Source organism: Streptomyces sp. NPDC058525 (assembly GCF_042719495.1).
Taxonomy (GTDB): Bacteria; Actinomycetota; Actinomycetes; order Streptomycetales; family Streptomycetaceae; genus Streptomyces.
This window is the reverse complement of record NZ_JBHXNP010000028.1, coordinates 44505-71500: the sequence shown is the minus strand read 5'-3', so window position 1 is coordinate 71500 and position 26996 is coordinate 44505. Positions and strand designations below refer to the sequence as shown.

Here is a 26996-nt window from a genome sequence, read left to right as displayed (position 1 = left end):
GCAACGGACCGCAACCAAGGAGTGAGCAACGCATGAGCACGCCCTATCCGTTCACCGCAGTGGTCGGTCAGACCGACCTGCGGCTGGCGCTCCTGCTCAACGCCGTGAGCCCGGCGGTCGGTGGTGTGCTCGTGCGCGGCGAGAAGGGGACCGCCAAGTCCACCACCGTGCGCGCGCTGTCGGCGCTGCTGCCGCAGGTCGATGTGGTCCCCGGCTGCCGGTTCTCGTGCGCGCCGGCCGCGCCCGACCCGGCCTGCCCGGACGGCCCGCACGACCCCGGCCCCGGCCGGGACCGGCCCGCCCGCATGGTGGAGCTGCCCGTCGGCGCCTCCGAGGACCGCCTCGTCGGGGCACTCGACATCGAACGGGCCCTCGCCGAGGGCGTGAAGGCCTTCGAGCCGGGCCTGCTCGCCGACGCGCACCGGGGGATCCTGTACGTCGACGAGGTCAACTTGCTGCACGACCACCTCATCGACCTTTTGCTCGACGCCGCCGCGATGGGGGCCTCGTACGTCGAGCGCGAGGGGGTCTCCGTCCGGCACGCCGCACGGTTCCTGCTCGTCGGCACCATGAACCCCGAGGAGGGCGAGCTGCGCCCGCAGCTCCTGGACCGCTTCGGGCTGACCGTCGAGGTCGCGGCCTCCCGCGAGCCCGCCCAGCGCGTCGAGGTCGTGCGCCGCAGGCTGGCGTACGAGGACGACCCGGCCGGCTTCGCGACCCGCTGGGCCGGTGACGAACACGAGGTCCGCGCCCGGGTGGTGGCGGCGCGGGCCCTGCTCCCGCAGGTCCGGCTCGGGGACACCGCGCTGCTGCGGATCGCGGCGACCTGCGCGGGCTTCGAGGTCGACGGCATGCGGGCCGACATCGTGATGGCCCGGACCGCGACCGCGCTGGCCGCCTGGGCGGGGCGGACCGAGGTGCTGAAGGAGGACGTACGGCAGGCCGCGCTGCTGGCGCTGCCGCACCGGCGGCGGCGCAACCCCTTCGACGCGCCGGGCCTGGACGAGGACAAGCTGGACGAGATCCTGGACCGGTTCGAGGACGAGGAGCCGGAGCCGGAGAACGAGCCCGACCCGGAGCCGGAGGGTCCGGACGACGGCGGCCCGGACGACAACGGCGGCGGCCCCGACGGCGGTGGCGGGGTGCCCCCGCAGGGCAACGGCCCCCAGACCTCCGGCGACGCCCCGCCCGAGTCCACCGAGAGCGCACCCGCGGACGCCCCCGAGGCCCCCGAGGCCCCGCAGCCCTCCGCCCAGGGCGCCGGCGGGCCCGAACAGGCCGCCGTACGGGCCGCGGAGCCGTTCCGCACCAAGATGCTGAGCGTGCCCGGCCTCGGCGAGGGCGCGGCCGGGCGGCGTTCGCGCGCCCGTACCGCCCACGGCCGCACCACCGGCGCCCAGCGCCCCGCCGGCCAGCTCACGAAGCTGCACCTGGCGGCCACCGTGCACGCCGCCGCCCCGCACCAGATGGCGCGCGGGCGCGACGGACGTGGCCTGGTGATCCGCAAGGACGACCTGCGCCAGGCCCGGCGGGAGGGCCGCGAGGGCAACCTCGTCCTGTTCGTCGTCGACGCCTCGGGCTCGATGGCCGCCCGGCAGCGGATGAGCGCCGTCAAGGGCGCCGTGCTGTCGCTGCTCCTGGACGCCTACCAGCGCCGGGACAAGGTCGGCCTGATCACCTTCCGCGGGGCGACGGCCGAGCTGGCGCTGCCGCCCACCTCCTCGGTGGACGCGGCCGCGGCCCGGCTGGAGCAGCTGCCGACCGGCGGCCGCACCCCGCTGGCCGCCGGGCTGCTGAAGGCCCACGAGGTGCTGCGGATCGAGCGCCTGCGGGACCCCTCGCGGCGGCCGCTGCTCGTGGTGGTCACCGACGGGCGGGCCACCTCGGCCGGTGCCGTCGGCGGCGACCCGCGCGAGCTGTCCGGGCGCAGTGCCCGGCTGCTGCGCGCCGCGGGAGTGGCGTCGGTGGTCGTGGACTGCGAGTCCGGGCCGGTCCGGCTGGGGCTGGCCGGGGTGCTGGCCGGCGATCTCGGCGGGCCCGCCGTGACCCTCGACGGGCTGCGGGCCGACTCGCTGGCCGGGCTCGTGAAGAACGTACGTACCGCAGTGTCATCTTCCGCTTCCGACAGCAACAGGAGGGCCGCGTAATGCCGCAGGGACAGCCGAGCGTCGTTCCGGACGACGGGCTCACGACGCGCCAGCGCCGCAACCGTCCGCTCGTCTTCGTCCACACCGGCCCCGGCAAGGGCAAGTCCACGGCGGCCTTCGGGCTGGCGCTGCGCGCCTGGAACCAGGGCTGGCCGATCGGGGTGTTCCAGTTCGTCAAGTCGGCGAAGTGGAAGGTCGGCGAGGAGAACGCGCTGAAGGTGCTCGGCGCCTCCGGCGAGGGCGGCTCCGTGGTCTGGCACAAGATGGGCGAGGGCTGGTCCTGGGTCCAGCGCGACGCCCAGCTCGACAACGAGCAGGCGGCCAAGGAGGGCTGGGAGCAGGTCAAGCGGGATCTGGCGGCCGAGACGCACAAGCTGTACGTGCTCGACGAGTTCGCCTACCCGATGCACTGGGGCTGGATCGACGTCGACGAGGTCATCGAGGTGCTGCGGAACCGGCCCGGCACCCAGCACGTGGTGATCACCGGCCGCAACGCGCCGGAGAAGCTGCTGGAGTTCGCGGATCTCGTCACCGAGATGACCAAGGTCAAGCACCCGATGGACGCCGGCCAGAAGGGCCAGAGAGGCATCGAGTGGTGACCTCCGTGAACGTGCCCCGGCTGGTCATCGCCGCGCCGTCGTCCGGCAGCGGCAAGACCACCGTCGCCACGGGTCTGATGGCGGCCTTCTCGGAGCGCGGCCTCGCCGTGTCCCCGCACAAGGCCGGGCCGGACTACATCGACCCCGGCTACCACGCGCTGGCCACCGGCCGTCCGGGCCGCAACCTCGACGCCTTCATGTGCGGGCCGGAGCTGGTCGCTCCGCTGTTCGCGCACGGGGCGGCGGGGTGCGACCTGGCGGTGGTGGAGGGCGTGATGGGGCTCTACGACGGGGCCGCGGGCCGGGGTGAGCTGGCGTCGACCGCGCAGGTGGCGAAGCTGCTGCGGGCGCCGGTGGTGCTGGTCGTCGACGCCTCCTCGCAGTCGCGTTCGGTGGCGGCGCTGGTGCACGGCTTCGCCTCCTTCGATCCGCAGGTGCGGCTGGGGGGCGTGATCCTGAACAAGGTGGGCTCCGACCGGCACGAGGTGATGCTGCGGGAGGCGCTGGAGGAGGCCGGCATGCCGGTGCTCGGCGTCCTGCGGAGGGCTCCGCAGGTGGCCGCGCCCTCGCGGCACCTGGGTCTGGTGCCGGTCGCCGAGCGGCGGGCGGATGCGCTGGCCGCGGTCGCGGCGCTGGCCGACCAGGTCCGGGCCGGCTGCGACCTGGACGCCCTGATGGCCCTGGCCCGCACGGCCCCGGCCCTGGACTGCGAGCCGTGGTCCGCGGTGACCGCGCTGGCGCGCAGCCGGGGCGCCGCCCCGGACCCCGGCCGACGACCGGTGGTTGCCGTCGCCGGCGGGGCCGCGTTCACGTTCTCGTACGCCGAGCACGCGGAGTTGCTGACCGCCGCCGGGGCGGACGTGGTCGCCTTCGACCCGCTGCGGGACGAGGCCCTGCCCGAGGGAACCTCCGGCCTGGTGATCGGCGGCGGGTTCCCCGAGGTCTACGCGCCCGAACTGTCCGCGAACGAACCGCTGCGGGGGGCCGTGGCCGCGTTCGCCGCGCGGGGCGGACCCGTGGCCGCCGAATGCGCCGGGCTGCTGTACCTCGCGCGGTCCCTGGACGGGAAGCCCATGTGCGGGGTGCTCGACGCCGACGCCCGGATGTCGGAGCGCCTCACCCTCGGCTACCGCGAGGCCGTGGCGGTCTCCGACAGCGCCCTGGCGGCGGCCGGAACCCGGCTGCGCGGGCACGAGTTCCACCGGACGGTGGTCGAGCCCGGCTCCGGTACGGAGCCCGCGTGGGGGTTCACGCACCCGGAGCGCCGCGTCGAGGGCTTCGTACGGCAGGGCGTGCACGCCAGCTACCTGCACACGCACTGGGCGGCGGAGCCGTCCGTCGCCCTGCGGTTCGCCGGGGCGGCGGCGGCCCGGCCGTGAGATCACTCCGCGATGCCCACCACGAGCCAGATCCCGGCCACCCCGCCCACCGTGCACATCAGCGTGGACAGGGCGGGGTGTTCGTGGTGCGCCTCGGGCAGGATCTCGGCGGCCGCCAGGTACAGCAGGACCCCGCCGAAGAAGCCGAGGTACGCGCCGAGCGGTTCCTCCGGAAGGGTGAACAGCAGAGTGGACGCGGCGCCCACCACGGGGGCCGCGGCGTCCGCGAAGAGCATCATCAGCGCCTTGCGGCGGGCGTTCCCGTACAGCCTGGTCAGCGTGTACGTGTTGAACCCGTCGGCGAAGTCGTGGGTGATGACGGCCAGCGCCACGGCCACGCCCATGCCCCCGCCGACCTGGAACGCGGCCCCCAGGGCCACCCCGTCGGCGAGGCTGTGGCCGACCATCGCGGCGGCCGCGGTGAGCCCGACCTGCGGGACCCGGGCGCCGTCCTCCGCTCCGTGTGCGGCCTGGCGTACGGCGAGGAGCCGTTCCACGACGTGCGCGACGAGGAACCCGGCCACGAACAGCAGCAGGGCGAGCGGAACCCCGAACACCTCGCGGCCCGCCGCGTGCAGGGCCTCCGGAAGCAGGTCGAGGCCGACGACGCCGAGCATCAGCCCGCCCGCCAGTCCCAGCACGAGGTGGCGGCGGTCGGTGACGCGCTGCGCCGTCCATCCGCCCGCCAGGGTCATCAGGAACGCGCCCAGTGCCACGATCACGGCCATGTGCCCCTGAATACCGAGTCGCGGGCCCGCGCGCACTTCCGGGTCCGGACGGCGGGTGGCGGACTGTTGACGATGACTACGCAGGGAGGGCCCCGGTGGGCGAGTACGTGACACAGCTGGTGGTCGGGGTCGGCGGACGTGCGGGGGTTTCCGTGGCGGAGGTCTGCGCCCTGGTCGAGGAGACGCTGCGGGGGGCCGGGCTGGCCTCGGGGGCGGTGACGGCGCTGGCCACGGTGGACTCGAAGGCGGCGGAGGCGGGGCTGACGGGTGCGGCGAAACGTTTCGGCGTACCGCTCATCGGCTACCCGGCCGCGCAGCTGGCCGCGATCACCGTGCCGCATCCGTCGGAGGCCGCGCGCTCCGCCACCGGGACCCCGTCGGTGGCGGAGGCCGCGGCCCTCGCGGGCGGCGGTGAACTCCTCGTGCCCAAGCGCCGGTCGGTGGCCGCGACCTGCGCGGTGGCCACGGCGCGGACCCACGACCTGCGCCACCACGGCGACGCCGAGGTCATCGACGCGGGCTCCGGCCTGGTGGACCTCGCGGTCAACGTACGGGCCGACACGCCCCCGGAGTGGCTCAAGCAGCGGATCGCGGCCTCCCTCGGGGAGCTCGCCGCCTACCCCGACGGCCGGGCCGCGCGCGCGGCAGTGGCGGACCGGCACGGGCTGCCGGTCGAGCGGGTGCTGCTGACGGCCGGGGCCGCGGAGGCGTTCGTACTGATCGCGCGGGCGCTGGACGCCGAGCGCCCGGTCGTGGTGCATCCGCAGTTCACCGAGCCGGAGGCGGCGCTGCGGGACGCGGGCCACCGGGTGGAGCGGGTGGTGCTGGGCGCGGCGGACGGGTTCCGGCTGGACCCGGCGGCGGTGCCCGAGGACGCGGACCTGGTCGTGGTCGGCAACCCGACCAACCCGACGTCGGTCCTGCACCCGGCGGCTTCGCTGGCCGCGCTGGCCCGGCCGGGCCGGATCCTGGTCGTGGACGAGGCGTTCATGGACGCGGTCCCGGGCGAACGGGAGGCGCTGGCCGGCCGGACGGACCTGCCGGGGCTGGTGGTGCTGCGGAGCCTGACGAAGACGTGGGGGCTGGCGGGGCTGCGGATCGGCTACGTACTGGCCGAGCCGGAGGTGATCGCGAAGCTGGGCGCGGCGCAGCCGCTGTGGCCGGTGTCGACGCCCGCGCTGGTGGCGGCCGAGGCCTGCGTGGCTCCGGCGGCGCTGGCCGAGGCGGAGGAGGCCGCGCGGCGGATCGCGGTGGACCGGGCCCATCTGCTGGCCGGGCTCGCGGAGTTCGACGAGGTCACGGTGGTGGAGGCGGCGCAGGGGCCGTTCGTCCTGATCCGGGTCGCGGGCGGCGCGGAGGTCCGCACCCGGCTGCGCGCACTGGGCTTCGCCGTACGCCGCGGGGACACCTTCCCGGGGCTTGACGGATCCTGGCTCCGCCTGGCCGTCCGAGACCGCGCAACGACGGGCCGCCTGCTCCAGGCCATGGACCACGCGCTGGCGCTGTCCGCGCGCTGAGCGGCAACCGGCCGCGACGGGTCAGCCGCTCCGGGAGCGGGACCACGCCCTGGCGCCGGCCGCGCGCCGAACGGGCATCCGGCCACGACGGGTAGGCCGCTCCCGGGGCGGGACCACGCCCTCGCGCCGGCCGCGCACTGAACGGCAACCGCCGCGACGGGTAGGCCGCTCCCTGAGCGGACCGCGCCCTGGCGGGGCCCGCGCGCCGAGCGGCTATCCGGCCACGATGGACTGGCCGCTCCCTGAGCCGGACCACACCCTCGCGCCGGCCGCGCACTGAGCAGGCCACCGGCCACGACTGACCTACCCACCCCCGGAGCATGTGACCACACCCTCGCGCCAGCCGCGCGCTGATCGGGCAACCGGCCGCGACAGACCCGCCGCCCCGGCGCGGGACCACGCCCTCACGGCGGCCGCGCACTTGAGCGGGCAACCGGCCGCGACGGGGGCGAAGTGGCGGCCGGGCCGGGTGGGTGGTGTGGGTGGGGCGGTGGAAAGGCGCATGTCGGCCTGCGCGCCTACGATGGCGCCTTGGGGGCGGGTGCACGAGCGTCCCCGTACAGGGGGTAGTGATGAAGGCTTCCGCGCGCATCGGCGTGGCCGTGGCCGGGTTGGCCGTCGTGGGTGGTGGGGTCCTCGTCGGGCCCCGGCTCCTGGACGACGGTGGCAGCGCGGCGCCGGAGCAGCGGCTCGGGGGGCGGCCCGACCCGGCGACCAGCGAGGCCGCGTCCCCCGCTCCCGCCCGGCCAGGGCAGGGGCCGTTCACGCTGGTGGCGACCGGCGACATCATCCCGTACCCGTCGATAGTCCAGCGGTCGGCGGACGACGCCGACAAGGCCGGCGAGTACGACTTCCGCAAGATACTCGCCGGGGTCAAACCCCTGGTCTCCGCCGCCGACCTGGCGGTGTGCCACCACGAGATACCGTACGGGCGCCCCGGCGGCCCCTACACCGGCTACCCGCTGTTCAAGGCCCCGCACCAGCTGGCCGACGCCCTGAAGGACGCCGGGTACGACAGTTGCTCCACCGCCTCGAACCACACCCTGGACGACGGCTACGAAGGCCTCGCGCGCACCCTCGAGCACCTCGACCGGGTCGGCATCGCGCACGTCGGCTCCGCCCGCGGTCCGGAGGAGGCGAAGGCCCCGGCCCTGATGTCGGCCGGCGGCGCGAAGGTCGCCCAGTTGGACTACACGTACGGCACGAACGGCATCCCCCTCCCCGAGGGCAAGCCGTGGGCCGTGAACCTGATCGACAAGGACCGGATCCTGGCCGACGCCCGCGCGGCCCGGGCCGGCGGCGCGAACGTGGTGGTGCTCAGCGTCCACTGGGGCACCGAGTGGCAGACCGCGCCCGACGAGCAGCAGCGCGAGCTGGCGCAGGCGCTGACCGCCTCCCGCGGGCCCGACGGGCTCCCCGACATCGACCTGGTCCTCGGGACCCACAACCACGTGCCGCAGCCCTACGAGAAGATCAACGGCACCTGGGTGGTCTTCGGCATGGGCGACCAGGTCGCCAGCTTCGTGCCGGCCGACAAGCTGCGCGGCAACCAGTCGTCGGTCCCGCGGTTCACCTTCGCCCCGGCGGCGGCCCACGCGGGCCGCTGGGAGGTGGTGAAGGCCGAGTTCCTCACCCAGTACTCGGACATGGGCCCGCCGTTCCGCGTCGTCTGCGCCTCCTGCGCGGCCTCCGACAGCTCGCTGCCCGCGGCCAAGCGGAGCGAGTACGCCCGGATCGACGAGCAGGTCGCCGAGGCCGTGCTGTCCCGCGGCGCGGCCGGCCAGGGCCTGGAGCACGCCACCCGCTGAGGACGCCGCCCGCTGAGCACGCCACCCGCTGAGCACTCCCCTCCGGGTGCTCCGCGGGCGGCGCGCCCGGCGGACGGCAGCGCGCTACGAGGTCCGGCCGCGGCGGGTCACGACGAGCGCGCCCCCGCCGATCCCGAGCAGGACCAGCGCGCCGCCCGCGACGTACGGGGTCAGCGAACCGCCGCCGGTCTCGGCCAGGTTGGCGTCGGTGGTGACGGCCGCCCCGGTCCCGGAGCCGGCGCCCGTCGCGGTCTGCGGCTTGACGTCGGGCTTGGTCTCGGGCTTGGCGTCGGGCTTGGCGGACGGGGCGGGGGCCGCCGGGGACACGCAGTGGGCCTCGGCGAGCACGATCTCGCCCTCCACCTCGGCCACGTTCAGCTTCAGCGGGTTCACCGACACCTTCAGGCGCAGCGCCGTCGCGGCGGCCGTCGTGGAGGTGGTCTTGGTGGCGGACAGCTCCAGGCTGACCAGGCCCACGCCCGGCACCTCGACCTTGGTGGGGCCGCCCGCCGACAGGGTGGTCTTCTTGCCGAGCGCGGTGACCGTCCCGAGGACGTTCGAGGTGGCCACCGGCTGCTTGCCCGCCTCGCAGACGGCCTTGGAGGTGACCTTCTCCACCTCGATCAGCGAGAGCGCCGGCAGGCCCGGCACGTGCACCCGGGCCTTGGCCAGGTTGACCTCCGCCTCGGCCCGGTTCTTGTCGGCCGTCGCCTTCGAGGTGGCCACGTCGGCGCGGAGCACGCTGACCGGCCGGCCGCCCTCGACTCCGTCCAGGGTGACCGTCAGCGCCGTCTTCTCGGCCGTCGCCGGGGCGCTGACCTCGTTGAGGGTCGTCTTCAGCGGGACGTGCACGGTCTTGTTGAGCAGGCCCACGTCCAGTCCGGTGCGCAGGACGACGGCGCCGGCCTTGCCCTCGCCCCCGGCTCCGCCGCCTCCCGTGGCGGACGCGGGCGGGGCGGTGAGCAGGGCTACCGCTCCCGTGGCGAGCAGGACGGCCGCGGGCATGCGGAAGGTGTTGCTGTTCAAGGTGGTGGAACCCCCAGGGAGATGGGTGCCGTCGCGCCGCCATGGGGGACATCGCGCGCCGACGGCCTCGTCCCCGGAATCTTTACGCACTGTGAGTGAACGGGCAGCGACCTGACGTGAGTTCACCCCAAAGGGTGGTTTCCACGCATACATTCGAATTTCCACGCATCAGGAGGAACGCGAGTTCCCTCCTGTCGCAGGCGGGCGGCGGGCGCGAGCACGTACAACGACCGCCCGGCCGCAGACGTCACGCGCCGTCAACACCCAGCCGTCAACACCCATCCGTCAACACCGAGCCGTCAACAGCCCGCCGGCCTCCCCCTCAGGCCCGGACCGCGCCGTTCACCACGACCCGCAGCGGCTGCGCGAGCGCCCGTACGTCGGCCCGCGGATCGGCGGCGTAGACCACGAGGTCCGCGGGCGCCCCCTCGGTGAGCCCCGGCCGGCCGAGCCACTCGCGTGCCGCCCAGGCCGTCGCCGACAGCGCGTCCAGCGCCGGGATCCCGGCCTTCACCAGCTCCCCGACCTCCGCCGCGACGAGGCCGTGCGGCAGGGAGCCGCCCGCGTCGGTGCCCACGTACACCTGGATGCCCGCGTCCCAGGCGGCGCGGACGGTGTCGTACCGCCGCTCGTGGAGCCTTCGCATGTGCGCCGACCAGCGCGGGAACTTCGCCTCGCCGCCCGCCGCCATCTTCGGGAAGGTGGCGATGTTCACGAGGGTCGGCACGATCGCGACCCCGCGCTCCGCGAACAGCGGGATGGTGTCCTCGGTGAGGCCGGTGGCGTGCTCGACGCAGTCGATGCCCGCCTCGACCAGATCGCGCAGCGAGTCCTCCGCGAAGCAGTGCGCGGTGACCCGGGCGCCCAGCCGGTGCGCCTCGGCGATGGCCGCCTCCACCTCGGCGCGCGGCCAGCAGGCCGCCAGGTCCCCGGCCTCGCGGTCGATCCAGTCGCCGACGAGCTTGACCCAGCCGTCACCGCGCAGCGCTTCGCGGCCGACGTAGGCGACGAGGTCGGCGGGCTCGATCTCGTGGGCGTAGTTGCGGATGTAGCGGCGGGTGCGCGCGATGTGCCGGCCCGCCCGGATGATCTTCGGCAGGTCCTCGCGGTCGTCGATCCAGCGGGTGTCGGACGGGGAACCGGCATCGCGGATGAGGAGGGTCCCGGCGTCGCGGTCGGTCAGCGCCTGGCGTTCGGCGGTCTCGGCGTCGACCGGGCCGTGGGCGTCCAGACCGACGTGGCAGTGCGCGTCGACCAGCCCCGGCAGGGCCCAGCCGGACACCGTGGTGATCTCCCGGGCGCCGCGCGGGCGCTCGTAGGAGATCCGGCCCCCGACCACCCAGAGCTCGTCGCGGACCTCGTGGGGCCCGACCAGCACCCGTCCCTTCACGTGCAGCACGCCGCCCGTGGCGGTCACATCGCTCATGTCGGCACTGTACGTGCGTGCTGGATACGCTCTGCGGGTAACCCCGGACGAAGAGAGCACCACCGTGACCCACCCCGTGACCCACCCCCTGCTGGACCTTCCGCCGCTCACCGCCGAGCGTTTCGCGTCGATCGAGAGGGGCGTCGCGGACCTCCTCGCCACCCGGCAGGACGTGGTGATCACCCAGGGCGAGGCGCTGCTGCCGCTGGAGGGGTGCATCCGGTCGGGCGCGCGGCCCGGGTCGACGGCGCTCAACGTGGTCACCGGGCCGTACGGGACCACCTTCGGCAACTGGCTGCGCGACTGCGGTGCGACGGTGGTGGACCTGGAGGTCCCCTTCGACACCGCGGTGACGGCCGGCCAGGTGGCGCGGGCACTGGCCGGGAACCCGGAAATCGACTTCGTCTCGCTGGTCCACGCGGAGGCGGCGACCGGCAACACGAACCCGGTCGCGGAGATCGGCGAGGCCGTACGGGCGCACGGGGCGCTGTTCATGCTGGACGCGGTGGCTTCGGTGGGCGCGGAGCCGCTGCTGCCGGACGCGTGGGGCGTGGACCTGTGCGTGATCGGGGCGCAGAAGGCGATGGGCGGTCCGGCGGGCGTGTCCGCGGTGTCCGTGTCGGAGCGGGCGTGGGCCCGGTTCGCGGAGAACGAGGCGGCCCCGCGCCGCTCCTACCTGTCGCTGCTGGACTGGAAGGAGCGCTGGATCGACGCGGGGCGCAAGGCCCTGCCGCACGCTCCGGCGCAGCTGGAGATGCTGGCGCTGGAGGCCTGTCTCGACCGCATCGCGCAGGAGGGGCTGTCCTCGGTGACGGCCCGCCACACGGCCGCGGCGGCCGCGACCCGCGCGGGCGCGGCCGAGCTCGGGGTGGCCCCGTACGTGGGCCGGGTGGCTGAGGCGGCGCCGGTGGCCACCACCCTGCGGGTCGCGGACGCCTCGCTGGTGGTGGCCAAGGCGCTGGCCGCGGACCCGGCGGCCCCGCTCGCCGCGGGCGGCGGGGCGCTGGCCCGGGAGATGGTCCGGGTCAACCACTTCGGGACCGCGGCCTCGCTGCCCGTCGTCCAGGGCGCGCTGGCGTCCCTCGCGACCGCCCTGGGCGCCGAGCCGGCGGCGGCGGTCGCCGCGGCGGGGGCGGCCTGGGCGTCGAGCCTCGGCTGACCCTGGCCGACGGACCGGGCCGACCGACTGGGCCCGGCTGACCCGGCCCGGCTGACCGGGCCGGGCGCCGCGGGTTCAGGGGCGCCGCGGGGTCAGGACAGGACGTCCAGCAGCCGGTCGACGTCCGCCTCGGTGTTGTAGAGGTGGAACGAGGCGCGCAGGGCGCCCGCGCGGGCGGCGGTGGCGAGGCCGGCCGCCTGAAGGGCCTCCTGCCGGCCGGCGAGGCCGGGCACCGAGACGATGGCGGCCCCGCCGGGCACGGGCTCGTGGCCGAGGCCGGCGAGTCCGGCCCGGTAGCGGTCGGCCAGGGCCGTGTTGTGGGCGTGGACGGATCCGACGCCGATCCGCTCCAGCAGGTCCAGCGAGGCCTCGGCCGCGTGGTAGGCGAGGAAGGCGGGGGACTCGTCGAACCGCCGTGCTCCGTGGGCCAGTTCCGGCATGGGGCCGTAGGTGGCGTCCCACATGGCCTCGGCCGCCACCCAGCCGGCGTGCAGCGGGGTCAGGGTGTGCTGGGCCTCGCGCGACACGGTCAGGTACGAGGCCCCGCGGGCGCCGAGCAGCCACTTGTAGCCGGCCGTGACCGTGTACTCGTACGGCGAGGCGTCGAAGGGGAGCCACCCCACCGCCTGGGTCGCGTCCACCAGCATGCGGGCACCGTGCGCGGTGGTGGCGGCGCGGACCGCGGCCAGGTCGGCCGTCCGCCCGTCGGCGGACTGTACGGCGCTCAGCGCGGCCAGCACGGTGCCCGGGCCGACGGCCTCGGCGAGGGATTCCAGCGGTGCGAAGCGCACCTTGAGGTCGCCGCGCACCACGAAGGGGTTGATGACGGACGCGAACTCGCCCTCCGGGCAGAGCACTTCGGCCCCGGCTGGGAGGGAGGCGGCGACCAGTCCGACGTGGGTGGCCACGGCCGAGCCGATGGCCACCCGCTCGACGTCGACCCCGACCAGCCGGGCGAAGGCGGCCCGGACCCGGTTCACGCGGTCGAAGTCGCCGAACCCCGAGGGGGTCCCGGCGCCCGCCGCGTCGGCCAGATCGCGTACGGCGGCGACGGCGGAACGCGGGAGGATCCCGCAGGTGGCGGTGTTGAGGTAGACGGTGGAATGGGCGAACTCCGCCCGGACCGCTTCGGCGATGGGAAGATCCATGGGTCCACTCTGCGCCGCGAGCGACCCAAAGTCCATTGCCTAGATTTACACGCCACCCTCAAGGAATGCTTATACCTGTGGGACGGCGCACGCCCCGTCGGGCTCGCACGCCTCGGCGCCCGCCGCCGGCTCCTCGACCTCGCGTCCCGCCCACGCCTGCTCCAGGGCGCGGGTGAACACCTCGGCCGACTGGCCGCCCGAGATCCCGTAGCGGCGGTCGAGCACGAAGAAGGGCACGGCGTTCGCGCCGAGCTCGGCGGCCTCGCGCTCGTCGGCGCGGACCTCGGCGGCGTAGGCGGTGTCGTCGGCGAGGACGGCGCGCGCCTCGGCCTCGTCCAGCCCGGCCTCCACGGCGAGGGCGACCAGCACCTCGGGGTCGAAGACGGACCGCTCCTCGCCGAAGTTGGCCCGGAAGGCGAGGTCCAGCAGCTCCTCCTGGCGGCCGCGGTCGGCGGCCAGGTGCAGCAGGCGGTGGATGTCGAAGGTGTTCCCGTGGTCGCGCCCGTCGGTCCGGTACACCAGGCCTTCGGCGCGGGCACTGGCCGCGACGTGCTCCTCCATCGCGCGCGCCTCGTCGAGGGTGCGGCCGTACTTCTTGGCCAGCATCTCCAGGACGGGCGCGGTGACGCCCTTGGCGCCGTTCGGGTCGAGCTCGAAGGACCGGAAGACGACCTCCACCTCGTCCCGGTGCGTGAACCCGGCCAGCCCCTCGGCGAAACGGGCCTTGCCGATGTAGCACCACGGGCAGGCGATGTCGCTCCAGATCTCGACGCGCATGTTCCTTCTTCTCTCCGGCTCGGCGAACAGACAGTCCAAACAGTTCCCCCTTCAACCACCCGGGAGGCCGTCTCATTCCCCGGACACCGTGAGCCAGAGGGTGAGGTGGGAGCCGGAGTGGGCGGGGCCGGGGTCCGGGAGCCAGCCGTGGGTGGCGTAGAAGGCCTGGGCGCGGAGGTTGTGTGCGTAGACCTCGAGGCGGACGCGCTCGATTCCGGCGCGGCGCCAGGCGTCGAGGCAGGCCGCGTGGAGGGCGGCGCCGGTGCCTCGGCGCCAGTGGACCGGGTCGACGTGGAGCTGGGTGAGGGTGGTTTCGCCGTCCGCGGTGCGGAAGGCGGCGACACCGGTGACCTGGCCGTCCTGCTCCGCGCAGAGCACCCCGCCCTCGGCGGCGGGGCGCGCGACAGCCCGGGACCAGGCCGCGCGGGCATGGGCGCGGTGGAGTTCGCCGGTGTAGGTCTCCTCGGGGACCCGCCCCCGGTAGTAGGTGGCCCGGGCCCTGGTGTGGAGGGCGGTTATCGCGTCGAGGTCTGCGGGTCGCGCGGTCCTGATCACGGGAAGGGAAACGCGCCGGGAACCGTGTCGGTTCCCGGCGCGTCCGCCGCCGTGCGTCGCGCACGTCCGGCGACTCGCGCGGCTACTTCTTGAGCCACGCCTCCATCATCTTCTGGGCGACGGGGGCGGCCAGCTTGCCGCCTCCGATCTCGGACCGGTCGGTGTCGGAGTTCTCGACCACGACGGCCACGGCGATCTGCTTGCCGTTCATCTTCCCGTACGAGGTGAACCAGGCCAGCGGGGAAAGGCTGTTGTTGACACCGCGCTGGGCGGTACCGGTCTTGCCGCCCACCTCGGCGCCGTCCACCTTGGCCTCGCGGCCGCCGCCTTCGGAGACGACCGTCTTCATGGCGTCGCGGAGCATCGAGGCGGTCTTCTCCTTCATGACCTGCTGGGACTTGGGGTCCTTGAAGCTCTCCAGCACGTTGCCGTTGGCGTCGGTGACCTCGGAGACCATGTGCGGGGCGACGAGCTTGCCGCCGTTCTCGATCGCGGCCGTCACCATCGCCATCTGCAGCGGGGTGGCCTGTACGTCGAACTGGCCGATGCCCGTCTGCGCGACCTGGTCGACCGACATCTTCTTCGAGGGGTACTTGCTGGGCGGGTTGGTGCGGACCGGGGTGTCGATCTGCGCGTTGAAGCCGAGCTTCTCGGCCATCGCGAGCATCTTGTCCTGGCCCAGCTTGTGCGCCAGTTCCGCGAAGACGTTGTTGCAGGAGAGCCGCAGGGCGACACGCGGAGAAACGTTGTTGCAGGCGGTCGGCGGCTTCGCCTCGCTGGGAAGGTCGGTGCGGGTGCCGGGGATCGTGTACGGGTTGGGGATGCCGGTCGGCTGGTCGATGTCGGTGACCAGCCCGTTCTCGATCGCCGCGGCGAGGGTGACCAGCTTGAAGGTGGAACCGGGGGCCTGCGGCTTGCGCAGGGCCACGTTCTCCATCGCCTTGCCCTTGTCGGCGTTGAGTTCGTTCCAGGCCGCTTCGGCCGCCTTGTCCGCACCCGCGATCCGGTTCGGGTCGTAGGAGGGGTTGTTGACGACGCCCAGGATCCGGCCCGTCGCGGGGTCCATGGCCACGGCGGCGCCCTGCTTGCCGTCGAGCGCGTCGTACCCGGCCTTCTGCACGTCCGGGTCGATGGTGGTCAGGACGTTGCCCGGGGCGGCCCGCTTGTTGGTGAGCATGTCCATGATGGTCTTCAGCCGGTTGTCGGAACCGTTGAGGACGTTCTTGTAGACACCCTCCAGCATGCTCCCGCCGTAGGCCTGGGAGCTGTAGCCGGTGATCGGCGCGTAGAGCGGGCCGTTGGTGTAGGTCCGCTTGTACCCGAAGTCCTTGCCGCCCGTCTTCGTCGAGCCCGTGATCGCCTCCCCGCCCACGATGATGTTGCCCAACGGGTTCTCGTACTGCCCGATGAGGTTGCGCCGGTTGTGCTTGTCGTCTGCGAGGGCCTGGCCTTGGTATGCCTGCACCCAGGTGACGCGGACCAGCAGGGCCAGCACCAGGAGCAGACAGAAGACCGACGCACGCCTGATCGTCTTGTTCATCCCCCAGAAGGACGTATCAACGGCCCCAGCCGTTCCGCTCTGCCCCGATTGTGGCGGGGTTCTCAGCTTTTCTTCATGAAGCCTCCCTCGTACGCGGCGATGACGGCCTGGGTCCGGTCGCGGGCTCCGGTCTTGGCGAGGACCGAGGCGACATGGGTCTTGACCGTCTGCGGTCCGACGCCCAGGCGCTCGCTCATCTCGTGGTTCGACAGCCCGGAGGCCATCAGCCGCAGTACGCCGGCCTCCCGGTCGGTGAGCCGGGCCACCCAGGGGGCGTCGGGCGCGGCGGCCGTGTGCGCGGCGGCGAGGGAGCGGACGGCGGCCGGGTAGAGCAGCGAGTCCCCGCGGGCGACCAGGCGCACGGCGCCGATCAGCTCGTCGGGGTCGGCCCGTTTGAGGAGGAACCCGGCGGCTCCCGCGCGCAGCGCCCCGTAGACATAGGCGTCGTTCTCGAAGGTGGTGACGACCACGATCCGCGGCGGCTCGGCCATGGTCGCGAGGATCTGCTCGGTGGCCCGGATCCCGTCGATCTCGGGCATCCGGACGTCCATCAGCACCACGTCCGGGGCCAGTGAGCGGACCAGCGGGACGGCCTGCGCCCCGGTGGCCGCCTCGCCGACGACCTCCAGGTCCCCCTCGGCCTCGAGGATGACCCGCAGGGCGGTACGCACCATCCGTTCGTCGTCGCAGATCACGATGCGCAACGGGGGCCGCCCGGCCGTGCCGTGCGGGTGCGGGCTCGGCGTGGCGGACGGGTGCGGCGCCGCGGGCGGGTGCGGGCTCGGCGTGGCGGACGGGTGCGGCGCCGCGGGCGGGTGCGGGTGCGGGTGCGGGCTCGGTGTGGTCATCGGGTGTCCTCCGCGAGGGGCAGGACGGCCCGCAGCCGCCACCGGCCCTCGTGCGGACCGGCCTGGACGCGGCCGCCGAGCAGGGCGGCCCGTTCGGCGGCGCCGCACAGACCGCGGCCTCCGGTGGTGCGGTGCCCCTCGGCCTGGGGCGGGGTGGGTGGTGGGGCGGGTGGATTGGTCATGGTGATCTCCAGTTCACGGTGTCCGGTCCCGGCCGCGTCCTGTACGCGGATCCGCAGTTCCACGGGTCCCGCGCCGTGGCGCAGCGCGTTGCTGAGCCCCTCCTGCACGATCCGGTACGCCTCGCGGGAGGCGATCGCCGGGAGCCCCGACCAGTCCCGGGCCGGTCCGGGGTCCTGGTCGGCGGTGACGGTGGTGCCCGAGGCCCGGGTGCGGGCCAGCAGGCCGTCGAGGTCGGCGGCCAGGGTCGGCGCGGGCGCGGCGTCCTGCCCGGCCGGGTCGCCGTCCCGCAGCAGGCCCAGGACGGCGTCGAGCTCGCCCACCGTCCGCCGGGTGGTGTCCTCGATGGCGGCCAGCGCCTCCCGGACGAACCCGGGGTCGCTGTCGAGCACCCGCCGGGCGGCGACCGCCTGGAGGGTGACGGCGCTCAGCGCGTGCCCGACCGCGTCGTGCAGCTCCCGGGCCAGCCGGTTGCGCACCGCGAGGTCGGCGGCCCGCTCCTCGGCGGCGGCCAGCCGGTCCGCCGCCGCCGGCCCGAGCAGTACGGGCGCCAGCCGGGCCAGCAGCGCCCCGGCTCCGGCGGCGCACAGCGCGAGCCCGCCGAGCAGGCCGGTCCCGAGCAGCGGGGCCACGTACGGGCCGGCTCCGGTACTGAACCAGCCCAGCCCGAGCCCGGACTCCCGCAGCCCGCTCGCGAACGGCAGCACGATCAGCACCACCGCCATGGGCGGGACGGCGAGGGTCATCCCGCTGACCAGCGCGCCGACCCCCAGATGCAGGGTCCACCAGGCCGAGGTCCGGCCCCGCGCGGCCCACGACCGCGCCGGGCCCTCGGCGAGCCGCTCCCCCGGTACCGCGCACATGGCCCGGACGGCGGCCACGGACAGCGGCCGGACCAGCCCGTACACGGCGGTCACCGCGGCCAGGGGCAGGGCTGCCGCGTAGGCGGTGAGGGCGAGCGGGAGGGAGCTGAGGGCGTTGACCCCGCCGGCCGCCACGCCGACCCCCACTTGGGCGAGGAGGAAGTACGGCATCAGCAGGGCCCCGCCGAGTATCTGGTGGATCCAGCGCAGCCTGGCCCGGGCCCCGAACAGCCGGTTCACGTGATGCGGCGGGCCGTGAGGAACCGTATGAGCACGGTGGCCGAGAGCAGTCCGGTGATCATCTGCCCAGCGTAGGCCACCAGGACTGCTCCGCCAGGCCCTTCGCCCCCGTCCAACTGCGGCCCCAGCGAGGCGACCAGCATCCACGTCCCCCAGCTCAGCGCCGCACCCGAGCCGGTCCAGGCGGCACCGAGAGCCCATCGCGACCACCTCGCCGTGAGCCGCCCGCCGCGGGCCAGCAGGACGGCCCCCGCTCCCGCGGCCAGCGCGCAGATCGCGTGGGCGGCCGGCGCCATGCCCGCCTCCGCGGTGTACGAGGCCGCCTGCTCGGCGCTCAGCCAGGCCGTGCCGCCGAAGGCCCGGTACGCGTACACCGCCGCGACCGCCAGGCCTGCCGCCGCCGAGGCTGCCGCCGCCACCCCCGTGGACGACGGCAGCCTCCCCCGGACCCCGTCCGGGGAGACCCGCAGGCCCGGCCCGCCCGGCCGCCGACGGCCCCAGCGCTGCCGCGCATAGGGCACGAACAGACCGGCCAGGGCGAGTCCTTGGACCGTGAACCCGGTGTAGACGACGTTGAAGACCCAGGGGTCCAGGAAGGGCTCCGGCGCGCCCGCCGCGGCCGGCTCGGCCCCGAATCCGAGCAGCCGTATGAGCAGTTGGCCCGGGAAGCCGAGGAGGATCGGGGTCAGCAGCCCCGTCGCGAAGAAGACCGGGACGGTCAGCAGCCAGGACGGCACCCGTATGCCCCAGGGTCGGGTGAGCACCAGCACGAGCAGGATCACGCAGGCGTCCATGGCCAGGGTGACGGCATTGGCCACGGTGAAGAACAGCCCGGGCTCGCTCAGCACACTGCCGGCCGGTATGCCGACCTGGCTCCCGGCCAGCCAGGCGCCCTTGAGCGCCAGATAGGGCACGGTGGCGGCCAGCGCCACCACGCGCAGGATCCGCCGCCCGGTCCCCAGGCCGGGGGCCGACGGCTGCGTCGCGTACGTCTCGTACGTCTCGTGAACGGCTCGTGTGGTCATGACCCAACGGTCCCGCCCGCGCCGCCCCGCCACCTCCCCCTCACAGGGGAACCGCCTCCCCCGGCCGGGGGAGGAACCGCCCCCTCCGCCGCCCGCCGGGTAGTCCGAGCCGAGGAACCGGCCCACCGGCCTGGCGCCGCCCGCGAGGCCCCTCCAGCCCGCCGGCCCCCTACACGCCGGCCACCGCCCCACCGCCCCGCTCCCCCGGTCACATCCGCCGCGTCACCACCGACAGCCGGTCCCGCGCCTCGAACAGCGCCGCCTTGATGACCTGCTCGTGCTCCGTCGTCAGCCGCGCCACCGGCACCGAGCAGCTCACCGCGTCCCGCGCGGGCGTCCGGTACGGCACCGCCACCCCGAAGCAGCGCAGCCCCAGCGTGTTCTCCTCCCGGTCCACCGCGTAGCCCTGCTCCCGCACCAGCGCCAGTTCCTCGATGAGCCGTTCCCGGTCGGTGACGGTGTGCTCGGTGACCGCCTCCAGCCGCCGCGGCAGCAGGCCCCGCACCTCCTCGTCCGTGTGCGTGGCGAGCAGCGCCTTGCCCAGCGCCGTGGAGTGCACCGGCAGCCGCCGCCCCACCCGGGTGAAGGGCCTCAGGTAGTGCCGGGAGGGGCGGGTCGCGAGGTACACCACGCTCGTCCCGTCCATCCGGGCCAGGTGGATGGTCTCCGTCGTGTCGTCGGAGAGCCGGTCCAGGGTGGGCCGGGCCGCCGCGACCACCTCGTCGCCGTCGATGTACGAGCTGCCGACCAGCAGCGCCCGGACGCCGATGCCGTAGCGGGTGCCCGTCGCGTCCGTCTCCACCCACCCCAGGTTCACCAGCGTGCGCAGCAGCATGTACAGGCTGGACTTGGGCAGCGAGAGGTCGTTCTGGATGTCGGCGAGGCTGTGCAGGCCCGGCCGCGCCGCGAAGTGCTCCAGCAACAGGACCGTCCGCACCGCCGATTTGACCGGTGACGCCGGGACCGTGCTTCCCGATTCGGTCGTCGTCATGCGCCTGCTTCCCCTCTGGCCGCCTCTTGTCACGCCGAGGACGCGGAAATAGAGTCCCCGGCAGATGTGATCATTCATCCACCGGAACGGCGTTCAGAATACTGAACGATCCAGGAGGCAGTGGGCCATGACAACGACACCAGTCTGGAGTGTGGACCCCCGCACCGGGAAGCAGCGCGAACAGGTTGCGGTCGAGGCCACACCCCGGGAGGTGGACGAAGCCGTACGGAACGCCCACGCCGCCCGGGGCGCGCTCGCCGACACCGCCGCCCGCGCCGCCTTCCTGCGCGCCGCCGCCGACCTCCTCGACGAAGCCGCCGCGCACGTCGTCGAGGCGGCCGACGCCGAGACCGCGCTGGGCCCAGGCCGGCTCACGGGCGAGCTGGCCCGCACCACCGGCCAGCTGCGCGCCTTCGCCGACGCCGTGGAAGACGGCTCGCACCTCGACATCCGGATCGACCGCGCCGACCCCTCCCTCAGCCCGCCGCGCCCCGAACTGCGCCGCTACAAGGTGCCGCTGGGCGTGGTCGCGGTCTACGCCGCCTCCAACTTCCCGCTCGCCTTCTCCGTCCCCGGCGGGGACACCGCGAGCGCGCTCGCCGCCGGCTGTCCGGTGGTCGTCAAGGCGCACCCCGACCACCCCGCCACCTCAGAGCTGTGCGCCTCGCTGCTGCGCCGGGCGGCCGTCGCCTCGGGGCTCCCGGCCGAGGTCGTCTCCGTGGTGCACGGGTTCGACGCCGGCCTGACGCTGATCCGCCACCCGCTGGTGTCCGCCGCCGGATTCACCGGTTCCATCCGGGGCGGGCGGGCCTTGTTCGACGCGGCCGCCGCCCGGCCCGTGCCCATCCCCTTCCACGGCGAACTGGGCTCGCTCAACCCCGTCGTGGTCACCCCGGCCGCGGCCGCCGAACGCGCCGAGGAGATCGGCACCGGCCTCGCGGGCTCGGTCACCCTCGGCGTGGGCCAGTTCTGTGTGAAGCCCGGCCTCGTCCTGGTCCCCGGGGGCGCGGCGGGCGACCGCGTCACCGGCGCGCTCACCAAGGCGCTCGGGGAGACCGAGCCGGGGGTGCTGCTCGACCACCGGATGCGGGAGAACTTCGTCGCCGGGGTGCGCGAGCGGGCCGCGCTGCCGGGTGTCGAGGCACCCGTCACGCCGGGTTCGGGCGGCGCGCACACCGTCGGCGCCGGCTACCTGACCATGCCGGCCGCCCGCCTCCTCGACAGCGCCTCGGGCGGGGAGTACGAGGTGCTGCTGGAGGAGTGCTTCGGTCCCGTCACCGTCGTCGTGCGGTACGCCGACCAGGGCGAGGCGAGCGCGGTGCTCGGCCGCCTGGGCGGCAACCTGAGCGCGACCCTCCAGTTGTCGGCCGCCGAGACCGAGGGCGCGCCTGGCCCGGCCACCGAGCTGATCGGGCAGGTCACGGGGCTGGCGGGCCGGATCGTCGTCAACGGCTGGCCGACCGGGGTGGCGGTGGCCCCTGCCCAGCACCACGGCGGCCCGTACCCGGCGGCGACCTCGCACTCCACCTCGGTCGGCGGGACGGCCATCGAGCGCTGGCTGCGCCCGGTGGCCTACCAGTCGGTCCCGGACGCGCTGCTTCCGCCCGAGCTGCGCGAGGCCAACCCGCTCGGCCTGCCGCGCCGCGTGACGGGCCCCGCCGCGAGCTGACGGGCCTGCCGGGGCTCGCCGCGCCCGCCCCGGCAGGCCCCGCCCGGCCCCACCCCGACCGGCCTCACCCCGGCAGGCCCCGCCCCGGCCTGCCGGAACGCCGATATTCCGTTGCCTGCCCCGCACCGGCCGGGGCAGGCTGCCGCCCATGCCGAAGCCGCAGGGATTCTCGTACGAACGCCACCGCGACGATTCCGTCGTCATCACCCACCAGGGCCGCACCGCCGCCACCCTGCGCGGGAGCCGCGCGGAGAAGTTCGTGACCGAGGTGGAGTCCGGCGACGCCCAGCTGGTGATGGCCCGCTGGACCGGCGCGTACAAGTTCGGCAACGAGCGCACGGCGAAGAACCACCCCCGCAACCGGCGCTGAAATCTCCCGCGAGGGTAAGGGAACGGCAAAGCACCTCCGGTCGTTCTCCCGGCATGACCGCTATGACCCCTGGATCCAACCTGCCGCTCAATGCCGTCCGTGTGACGGTGGACGTGGCCGCGCCGGTACGGCTCGACGTATCCGGACTGCTCCTGACGGCGGACGGCAAGGTGCGCTCCGACGCCGACTTCATCTTCTACAACCAGCCCTCCGGGCCCGGTATCAGCTACCGGTCGGGGGGTGGAGCGGCGCCGGACTCGATCACCGTGGACACCTCCGCCCTGCCGCCCGGGATCGAGCGGATCGTGGTCACGGCCAGCCCGGATGCCGCCGGGCAGAGCTTCCAGGGCGTCGAGCCCACCGCCACCGTGCGCAACGCGGACGGCGGAGCGGTGATCGCCAGCTTCACCCCGCCGCAGCTGGCCGCCGAGACGGCGCTGGTCGTCGTCGAGGTCTACCAGCGCGGCGGCGTGTGGAAGGTCCGCGCGGTCGGCCAGGGGTACGCGAACGGCCTCGCCGGCATCGCCACCGACTTCGGCGTCTCCGTGGACGAGGAGCCGGCCGCCGCGCAGGCCGCCCCCGCCCCCGCCGCCACCCCCGTCGCCCCGCCGGCGCCGCCGGCTCCCCCGGCCGCCCCGGTCTCGTACCCGCCCTCCCCCTGGCTCGGCGGTACGACGCCCACGACGCCCGTCGCCCCCGTTCCGCCCGCGCCCCCGGCGCCCCCGGCCCCGCAGGCCGCCGGCAGCGGGAAGATCAACCTCGACAAGGGCCGGGTCAGCCTCCAGAAGAACCAGACCGTCTCCCTGGTCAAGGGCGGCCGCCCGCTGCTCTCCCAGGTCAAGATGGGCCTCGGCTGGGAGCCCGCGTTCCGCGGCCGGGACATCGACCTCGATGCCTCCGTCATCGTGTACGGCCCCCAGCGCAACCACATCGACAGCTGCTACTTCGGCAAGCTGTCGATCCTGAACGGGGCCATCAAGCACTCGGGCGACAACCTGACGGGCGAGGGCGCGGGCGACGACGAGGTGATCGTCGTGGACCTCGGCCGGATCCCCGCCGACGCCACCGGCCTGGTCTTCACGGTCAACTCCTTCTCCGGCCAGAAGTTCACCGAGGTCGCCAAGGCGTACTGCCGCCTGATCGACGCGGCGAGCGGCGAGGAGCTGGTGCGCTTCGACCTCACCACCGCCGAACCGCAGACCGGGGTCATGATGGCCAAGCTCATCAAGCAGTTCAGCGGTGAGTGGGAGATGACGGCCATGGGCGACTTTGTGAAGTCCCGCACAGTGCGCGGCATGGTGAAGCCTGCTTCGCAGGCTCTCTGAGCAGGTGGGCGGGCACAGGAAGCCGTCCGGCGCCACCCGGGGCACCCTTCCGGGTGATGGATGCCACGCGTAATCCGGAGGTGGCTGTCAGTGCCCGCCCGTAGCCTTGGACTCATGCACAAGTCAGTCATTCCCGCGGGGCCCGCCCGCCCGTCCGCCGCAGAGGCGAACGAGGCGATACGGCACCTTGTCGAGACCCGGGTGGACGGCGAGTGGCCCTCGGAGGCGTATGAGTTCCTGCTCACCGAGTGGGCCGCGGCCTCCCAGGCGGAGGTTTCCGCGGCCCCGTAGGCGGCCCCGTAGGCCCGGGCGCGCCGGTCGTCCGCGCGCGCCCCGCGGCCGCGTCAGTGCGCGCGCCGCCACGGCCCGGTGATGGCCAGCAGGATGCCCGGGTCCTGGAGGTTGGCGTACAGCGTGCGCCCGTCCGGGGAGAAGCAGGCACCGGCGAACTCGGAGTACTCCGGCTCCTCGGCCGACCCGATATTCAGCTCGTTGCGTGCCAGCGGGTAGGTGCGGCCCGACTCGGTCGCGCCGAACAGGTGCTGGAGGCCCGAGCCGTCCTCGGCGATGACCAGGCCTCCGTACGGCGACACGGTGATGTTGTCGGGGCCGTCGTAGCCGCCGCCCGTCGACGGGTCCGCGTTGACCCCGATCAGCACCGTCAGCCGGATCGTGCGCCGCTTGGGGTTGTAGAACCACACCTGGCCGTCGTGCGCCGCACCCGGGCTCTCCTCGCGGGCGTACGAGGACACGAAGTACGCGCCGCCGTCGGCCCACCACATGCCCTCAAGCTTGCGCCCCCGCGTCACGACGCCGTCGGCGAACTGCTTGCGCACCGGCACGGTCCGCGCGTCGCGGTCCGGTACGTCCACCCAGTCGACCCCGTAGACCGTGCCGATCTTCGTGGCGCGCGAGAGGTCGTCGACGAACCGGCCCGAGCTGTCGATGCACTTGGCGGCCTGGAGCACGCCCGCGTCGGCCGCGAGCGTACGCAGCCTGCCGCGCCCGTGGTGGAAGCCGCGGGGCGGGGTCCAGCGGTAGAACAGCCCGTTGGGGCCGGAGGCGTCCTCGGTCAGATAGGCGTGGCCCTGCCGCGGGTCGATGACCACGGCCTCGTGGTCGTACCGCCCGAACGCCTTGACGGGCTTCGGGTCGCGGTTGGCGCGGCGGTCGTGGGGATCGACCTCGAAGACGTAGCCGTGGTCCTTGGTCATGCCGTTCTTGCCCGCGAGGTCGGAGTTCTCCTCGCAGGTGAGCCAGGTGTCCCAGGGGGTCGAACCGCCCGCGCAGTTGGTCGACGTACCAGCGATGCCCACCCATTCGGCGACCTCGCCGCCCCGCCGGACCTCGACGACCGTGCACCCGCCGGCCGCGGCCGGGTCGTAGACGAGGCCCTCGGCGAGCGGAACGGGGTGCTCCCACTTGTCCCGGGTGCCCTTGAGCTCGTGGTTGTTGACGAGGAGGGTGACCCCGCGGCGGCCCTCGAAGGCGGCCGTGCCGTCGTGGTTGGACGGGGTGCTCTCGCCCGACTCCAGGGTGGTGACCCCGCTGTGCGTGATCACGCGGTACTTGAACCCGGCGGGGAGGGCGAGGATGCCGGCCGGGTCGGGGACGAGCGGGCCGTAGCCGGGCTCGCAGGGCCGTCCGTGCTCGTCGCGGGCCGTGCTGTCGTCGGCTGCCAGGGCGCCCGGAGCGGTGGCGAGGGCGCCGACCGTCCCGGTGAGCGCGACGCCCGCCCCGGCGATGACGGTACGGGCGGTGAAGTCTCTGCGGCTGAGCGGCATCGGGTCTCCAGGGGTGGGGAGTGGTGCGCCTGTCGTGCAGTCGTCGGCGCACACGCTCCCGCCCGCACGTGAACGGCGGCTGAACTACCCGGTAAGAGGACCCGACCCCTTGCCCGTGGCGGGAATGGCCAACTCCGGCCATGAAATGACGCATTGTCGACGCCCGGGCCGGGCATCAGACGCCCGCCGCCCCGCGCCCCCGCCCGCCTCCGCTCCCGTCTCCGCTCCCGCTCCCGGCGGTGCTCAGGACTGCCGCGAGCGCGCCTTGAACGCGGCCTTGCGGGCTTCCTTCGCCGCCTTCTTGTCCGGATGCAGCCGCCCCATCGCCTCCAGGACGTACGCGGTCGCCGGGTGCTCGACCCGCCACACCTCCTCGAAGAACCCGGCGTGATGGGCGGTCAGGGTCTCCATCAGCAGCGGCAGCTCCTCGGTCTCGCCGTCGGCGGCGAGCTGCGCCGCGATCGTGTCGACCGTCAGCCAGAACACCATCGTCGCGTCCGGCGCCGGTACGTCGGCCACACCGCGCTCGGCCAGCCAGACCCGGGCGAGCCCGCCCAGCTCCCCGTCGTCGAGCACCGCGCGGACCGCGGGCTCGGCCTCCGGCCCGGCCGGTGCGAGGGCCTGCTGGCAGCGCAGCCGGCGCAGCGGGGCGCCCTCGTCGTCGCCGCGGGCGGCCGCGAGCAGTTCGGCGACGGCCTCGGGCACTTCGCGGCCCGCCAGCCAGGCCTCGATCTCGGCCTGGGCGGCGCTCTCGGGGTAGTGGGAGACGGCGTCGAGCAGCGCGTCCGCGCCCTTGCCGGCCAGTTCGCCCACGGCGGGGGCCTCGACCCCGGCCTCCAGCAGCCGGGCGCGGATCCCGTAGAGGCCGAGCGGGGTCAGGCGGACCATCCCGTAGCGGGAGACGTCCTCGTCGTCGGCGCCGCCGGCGGCGATCTGCTCGTCGTCCGCCTCCGCCATCAGCTCCTCGTCGACGGGCCGGAACTCGACCAGCCCGATGGGCTCCAGCTGCCGGAACTGGTCGTCGAGGCGCATCATCGCGTCCGAGACCTGCTCCAGCACGGCGTCGGTCGGCTCGCCCATGTCGTCGGGCACCACCATGGAGGCGGCGAGCACGGGCAGCGGAACGGGCCGGTCCGCCGCCCCGCCCTCGGTGACGGTGAGCAGGTAGAGGTTGGCGAGGACCCCGTCCAGGAAGTCCGCCTCGCGCCGCGGGTTCCAGTCCAGCTGGTCGAAGTCGATGTCCCCGCCCGCGTCCAGCGCGTCGACGAGGTCGTCCAGGTCGGGCACGGCCGCGTCGGCCAGCACGGTGTCCAGGGCCGCCAGCCACAGGTCGAGTACGTCGCCGGGCGCACCGCTCGTCACCAGCGCGAGGTCCTCGCCGGGCGCGGCGGTGCCGAACTGCGCCCCGTCCGCCCCGGCTTCCGCGCCGCCGCCCGGCCCGGCCTGCCCGGCTCCCGGCCCGGCCTGCCCGCCGCCCGGCCCGGCCTGCCCGGCTCCCGCGCCGTCGCCCGCCGCGGCTTCGACGCCGCCGCCCGCGACCGCGTCCTCGTCCGGCTCGGTCACGTCCACCAGGCCGGTGTCCACGGCGACCCGCCAGGCCTGGCTCGCGTACACGACGGAGTCCGCGTCGGCCGTGTCGAGGCCGAGCGCTTCGGCGGCCTCGGGGAGCTGCTCGGCGACGAGTTCGCCTCCGGTGTCGACACGGGTGGCGGGCCCGGCCCAGCGGGCGAGCCGTACCGCGCGGGCGAACAGCGGGGCGACGAGGGCGTCGCGGGCCAGTTCCGCATCGGAGTGCAGCCGTACCGGCGGCAGCGTGGAGTGCGGCTCTGCGGACATGGGGCGGTTCTCCTCGCGGATCGCGGACGCGGTGGGACGGGTGCCGAACGGCCCGC

23 protein-coding genes are annotated in these 26996 nt (G+C 74.6%); 10 read left to right on the top strand and 13 right to left on the bottom strand.

Annotated elements, in window-relative coordinates; all coding sequences use genetic code 11:
* Positions 1-32: 32 nt before the first annotated feature.
* Genes ACFWP3_RS15835 through ACFWP3_RS15825 form a run of 3 tightly spaced genes read left to right on the top strand, consistent with a single transcriptional unit; the run spans position 33 to position 4125 of the window.
* Positions 33-2147 carry a putative cobaltochelatase gene (locus ACFWP3_RS15835; RefSeq protein WP_384220870.1) on the top strand — a complete coding sequence of 705 codons (2115 nt, stop codon included), beginning with the start codon at positions 33-35 and terminating at the stop codon, positions 2145-2147.
* The gene (gene cobO, locus ACFWP3_RS15830) at positions 2147-2746 is read left to right on the top strand and encodes a cob(I)yrinic acid a,c-diamide adenosyltransferase (protein ID WP_384220868.1); all 600 of its coding nucleotides are present in this window, start codon (positions 2147-2149) and stop codon (positions 2744-2746) included. The genes ACFWP3_RS15835 and cobO overlap by 1 nt, the downstream gene beginning before the upstream one ends.
* Positions 2747-2751: 5 nt before the next feature.
* The gene (locus tag ACFWP3_RS15825; protein ID WP_384220867.1) at positions 2752-4125 is read left to right on the top strand and encodes a cobyrinate a,c-diamide synthase; all 1374 of its coding nucleotides are present in this window, start codon (positions 2752-2754) and stop codon (positions 4123-4125) included.
* A 2-nt stretch (positions 4126-4127) separates the two neighbouring features.
* Here the strand turns inward: ACFWP3_RS15825 and ACFWP3_RS15820 are convergent, their stop codons facing one another.
* Positions 4128-4853, bottom strand: a complete 726-nt coding sequence (locus tag ACFWP3_RS15820) for a ZIP family metal transporter (protein ID WP_384220864.1) — start codon at positions 4851-4853, stop codon at positions 4128-4130.
* 95 nt (positions 4854-4948) lie between these two features.
* On the opposite strand from ACFWP3_RS15820, the gene cobC reads away from it, so the two are divergent.
* Positions 4949-6370, top strand: a complete 1422-nt coding sequence (gene cobC / locus ACFWP3_RS15815; protein WP_384220862.1) for an Rv2231c family pyridoxal phosphate-dependent protein CobC — start codon at positions 4949-4951, stop codon at positions 6368-6370.
* A 572-nt stretch (positions 6371-6942) separates the two neighbouring features.
* Positions 6943-8178, top strand: coding sequence for a CapA family protein (locus ACFWP3_RS15810; RefSeq protein WP_384220860.1), 1236 nt, complete (start codon positions 6943-6945; stop codon positions 8176-8178).
* An 84-nt stretch (positions 8179-8262) separates the two neighbouring features.
* On the opposite strand, the gene ACFWP3_RS15805 is transcribed toward ACFWP3_RS15810, so the two are convergent.
* Both ACFWP3_RS15805 and ACFWP3_RS15800 read right to left on the bottom strand, forming a co-directional pair.
* Positions 8263-9204, bottom strand: coding sequence for an SCO1860 family LAETG-anchored protein (locus ACFWP3_RS15805; RefSeq protein WP_384220857.1), 942 nt, complete (start codon positions 9202-9204; stop codon positions 8263-8265).
* Between the two features lie 322 nt (positions 9205-9526).
* Positions 9527-10630 carry an amidohydrolase family protein gene (locus ACFWP3_RS15800; protein ID WP_384220855.1) on the bottom strand — a complete coding sequence of 368 codons (1104 nt, stop codon included), beginning with the start codon at positions 10628-10630 and terminating at the stop codon, positions 9527-9529.
* A 76-nt stretch (positions 10631-10706) separates the two neighbouring features.
* Here ACFWP3_RS15800 and ACFWP3_RS15795 point away from each other — a divergent pair, with 76 nt between their 5' ends.
* Positions 10707-11789: a pyridoxal-phosphate-dependent aminotransferase family protein gene (locus ACFWP3_RS15795; protein WP_384220912.1), complete on the top strand. Its 1083-nt coding sequence runs from the start codon at positions 10707-10709 to the stop codon at positions 11787-11789.
* Between the two features lie 92 nt (positions 11790-11881).
* On the opposite strand, the gene ACFWP3_RS15790 is transcribed toward ACFWP3_RS15795, so the two are convergent.
* The 8 genes from ACFWP3_RS15790 to ACFWP3_RS15755 all read right to left on the bottom strand — a co-directional run bounded on the left by ACFWP3_RS15790 (position 11882) and on the right by ACFWP3_RS15755 (position 19956).
* Entirely contained in the window at positions 11882-12937 is a 1056-nt protein-coding gene (locus ACFWP3_RS15790) for an aminotransferase class V-fold PLP-dependent enzyme (protein WP_384220853.1), read from the bottom strand.
* A 69-nt stretch (positions 12938-13006) separates the two neighbouring features.
* Positions 13007-13714 carry a DsbA family oxidoreductase gene (locus ACFWP3_RS15785; protein WP_384220852.1) on the bottom strand — a complete coding sequence of 236 codons (708 nt, stop codon included), beginning with the start codon at positions 13712-13714 and terminating at the stop codon, positions 13007-13009.
* A gap of 72 nt (positions 13715-13786) precedes the next feature.
* Positions 13787-14269, bottom strand: coding sequence for a GNAT family N-acetyltransferase (locus tag ACFWP3_RS15780; protein WP_384220849.1), 483 nt, complete (start codon positions 14267-14269; stop codon positions 13787-13789).
* 82 nt (positions 14270-14351) lie between these two features.
* Positions 14352-15809, bottom strand: coding sequence for a peptidoglycan D,D-transpeptidase FtsI family protein (locus ACFWP3_RS15775; RefSeq protein ID WP_384220847.1), 1458 nt, complete (start codon positions 15807-15809; stop codon positions 14352-14354).
* Positions 15810-15871: 62 nt separating this feature from the next.
* The gene (locus ACFWP3_RS15770) at positions 15872-16513 is read right to left on the bottom strand and encodes a response regulator (RefSeq protein WP_384220909.1); all 642 of its coding nucleotides are present in this window, start codon (positions 16511-16513) and stop codon (positions 15872-15874) included.
* A gap of 140 nt (positions 16514-16653) precedes the next feature.
* Positions 16654-17940, bottom strand: a complete 1287-nt coding sequence (locus ACFWP3_RS15765; protein WP_384220845.1) for a sensor histidine kinase — start codon at positions 17938-17940, stop codon at positions 16654-16656.
* The gene (locus ACFWP3_RS15760; RefSeq protein ID WP_384220842.1) at positions 17937-18965 is read right to left on the bottom strand and encodes a hypothetical protein; all 1029 of its coding nucleotides are present in this window, start codon (positions 18963-18965) and stop codon (positions 17937-17939) included. Before ACFWP3_RS15760 ends, ACFWP3_RS15765 begins: the two co-directional genes overlap by 4 nt.
* Positions 18966-19173: 208 nt before the next feature.
* On the bottom strand, positions 19174-19956 hold the full coding sequence (locus ACFWP3_RS15755; RefSeq protein ID WP_384220840.1) for an IclR family transcriptional regulator: 783 nt from the start codon (positions 19954-19956) through the stop codon (positions 19174-19176).
* A 127-nt stretch (positions 19957-20083) separates the two neighbouring features.
* Here ACFWP3_RS15755 and ACFWP3_RS15750 point away from each other — a divergent pair, with 127 nt between their 5' ends.
* From ACFWP3_RS15750 to ACFWP3_RS15735, 4 genes are all read left to right on the top strand, one after another.
* Positions 20084-21625 carry an aldehyde dehydrogenase (NADP(+)) gene (locus tag ACFWP3_RS15750; RefSeq protein ID WP_384220838.1) on the top strand — a complete coding sequence of 514 codons (1542 nt, stop codon included), beginning with the start codon at positions 20084-20086 and terminating at the stop codon, positions 21623-21625.
* A gap of 148 nt (positions 21626-21773) precedes the next feature.
* Positions 21774-21995: a hypothetical protein gene (locus ACFWP3_RS15745; protein ID WP_384220836.1), complete on the top strand. Its 222-nt coding sequence runs from the start codon at positions 21774-21776 to the stop codon at positions 21993-21995.
* A 62-nt stretch (positions 21996-22057) separates the two neighbouring features.
* On the top strand, positions 22058-23320 hold the full coding sequence (locus ACFWP3_RS15740; protein ID WP_384220834.1) for a TerD family protein: 1263 nt from the start codon (positions 22058-22060) through the stop codon (positions 23318-23320).
* 114 nt (positions 23321-23434) lie between these two features.
* Positions 23435-23611, top strand: coding sequence for a hypothetical protein (locus ACFWP3_RS15735; RefSeq protein WP_384220831.1), 177 nt, complete (start codon positions 23435-23437; stop codon positions 23609-23611).
* Positions 23612-23664: 53 nt separating this feature from the next.
* Here ACFWP3_RS15735 and ACFWP3_RS15730 read toward each other — a convergent pair whose 3' ends face one another.
* A complete protein-coding gene (locus ACFWP3_RS15730; protein ID WP_384220829.1) occupies positions 23665-25104 on the bottom strand; it encodes an alkaline phosphatase PhoX in 1440 nt (479 codons plus the stop codon).
* 243 nt (positions 25105-25347) lie between these two features.
* A complete protein-coding gene (locus tag ACFWP3_RS15725; RefSeq protein WP_384220827.1) occupies positions 25348-26940 on the bottom strand; it encodes a hypothetical protein in 1593 nt (530 codons plus the stop codon).
* Positions 26941-26996 lie beyond the last annotated feature (56 nt).

What these genes read in the sequence shown, in the direction of transcription:
- ACFWP3_RS15835 (WP_384220870.1), top strand. Translation starts at nt 33, where the DNA reads ATGAGCACGCCCTATCCGTTCACCGCAGTGGTCGGTCAGACCGACCTG.
- cobO (WP_384220868.1), top strand. Translation starts at nt 2,147, where the DNA reads ATGCCGCAGGGACAGCCGAGCGTCGTTCCGGACGACGGGCTCACGACG.
- ACFWP3_RS15820 (WP_384220864.1), bottom strand. Translation starts at nt 4,853, where the DNA reads ATGGCCGTGATCGTGGCACTGGGCGCGTTCCTGATGACCCTGGCGGGC.
- ACFWP3_RS15810 (WP_384220860.1), top strand. Translation starts at nt 6,943, where the DNA reads ATGAAGGCTTCCGCGCGCATCGGCGTGGCCGTGGCCGGGTTGGCCGTC.
- ACFWP3_RS15800 (WP_384220855.1), bottom strand. Translation starts at nt 10,630, where the DNA reads ATGAGCGATGTGACCGCCACGGGCGGCGTGCTGCACGTGAAGGGACGG.
- ACFWP3_RS15790 (WP_384220853.1), bottom strand. Translation starts at nt 12,937, where the DNA reads ATGGATCTTCCCATCGCCGAAGCGGTCCGGGCGGAGTTCGCCCATTCC.
- ACFWP3_RS15785 (WP_384220852.1), bottom strand. Translation starts at nt 13,714, where the DNA reads ATGCGCGTCGAGATCTGGAGCGACATCGCCTGCCCGTGGTGCTACATC.
- ACFWP3_RS15775 (WP_384220847.1), bottom strand. Translation starts at nt 15,809, where the DNA reads ATGAACAAGACGATCAGGCGTGCGTCGGTCTTCTGTCTGCTCCTGGTG.
- ACFWP3_RS15760 (WP_384220842.1), bottom strand. Translation starts at nt 18,965, where the DNA reads ATGACCACACGAGCCGTTCACGAGACGTACGAGACGTACGCGACGCAG.
- ACFWP3_RS15755 (WP_384220840.1), bottom strand. Translation starts at nt 19,956, where the DNA reads ATGACGACGACCGAATCGGGAAGCACGGTCCCGGCGTCACCGGTCAAA.
- ACFWP3_RS15750 (WP_384220838.1), top strand. Translation starts at nt 20,084, where the DNA reads ATGACAACGACACCAGTCTGGAGTGTGGACCCCCGCACCGGGAAGCAG.
- ACFWP3_RS15745 (WP_384220836.1), top strand. Translation starts at nt 21,774, where the DNA reads ATGCCGAAGCCGCAGGGATTCTCGTACGAACGCCACCGCGACGATTCC.
- ACFWP3_RS15740 (WP_384220834.1), top strand. Translation starts at nt 22,058, where the DNA reads ATGACCCCTGGATCCAACCTGCCGCTCAATGCCGTCCGTGTGACGGTG.
- ACFWP3_RS15735 (WP_384220831.1), top strand. Translation starts at nt 23,435, where the DNA reads ATGCACAAGTCAGTCATTCCCGCGGGGCCCGCCCGCCCGTCCGCCGCA.
- ACFWP3_RS15730 (WP_384220829.1), bottom strand. Translation starts at nt 25,104, where the DNA reads ATGCCGCTCAGCCGCAGAGACTTCACCGCCCGTACCGTCATCGCCGGG.
- ACFWP3_RS15725 (WP_384220827.1), bottom strand. Translation starts at nt 26,940, where the DNA reads ATGTCCGCAGAGCCGCACTCCACGCTGCCGCCGGTACGGCTGCACTCC.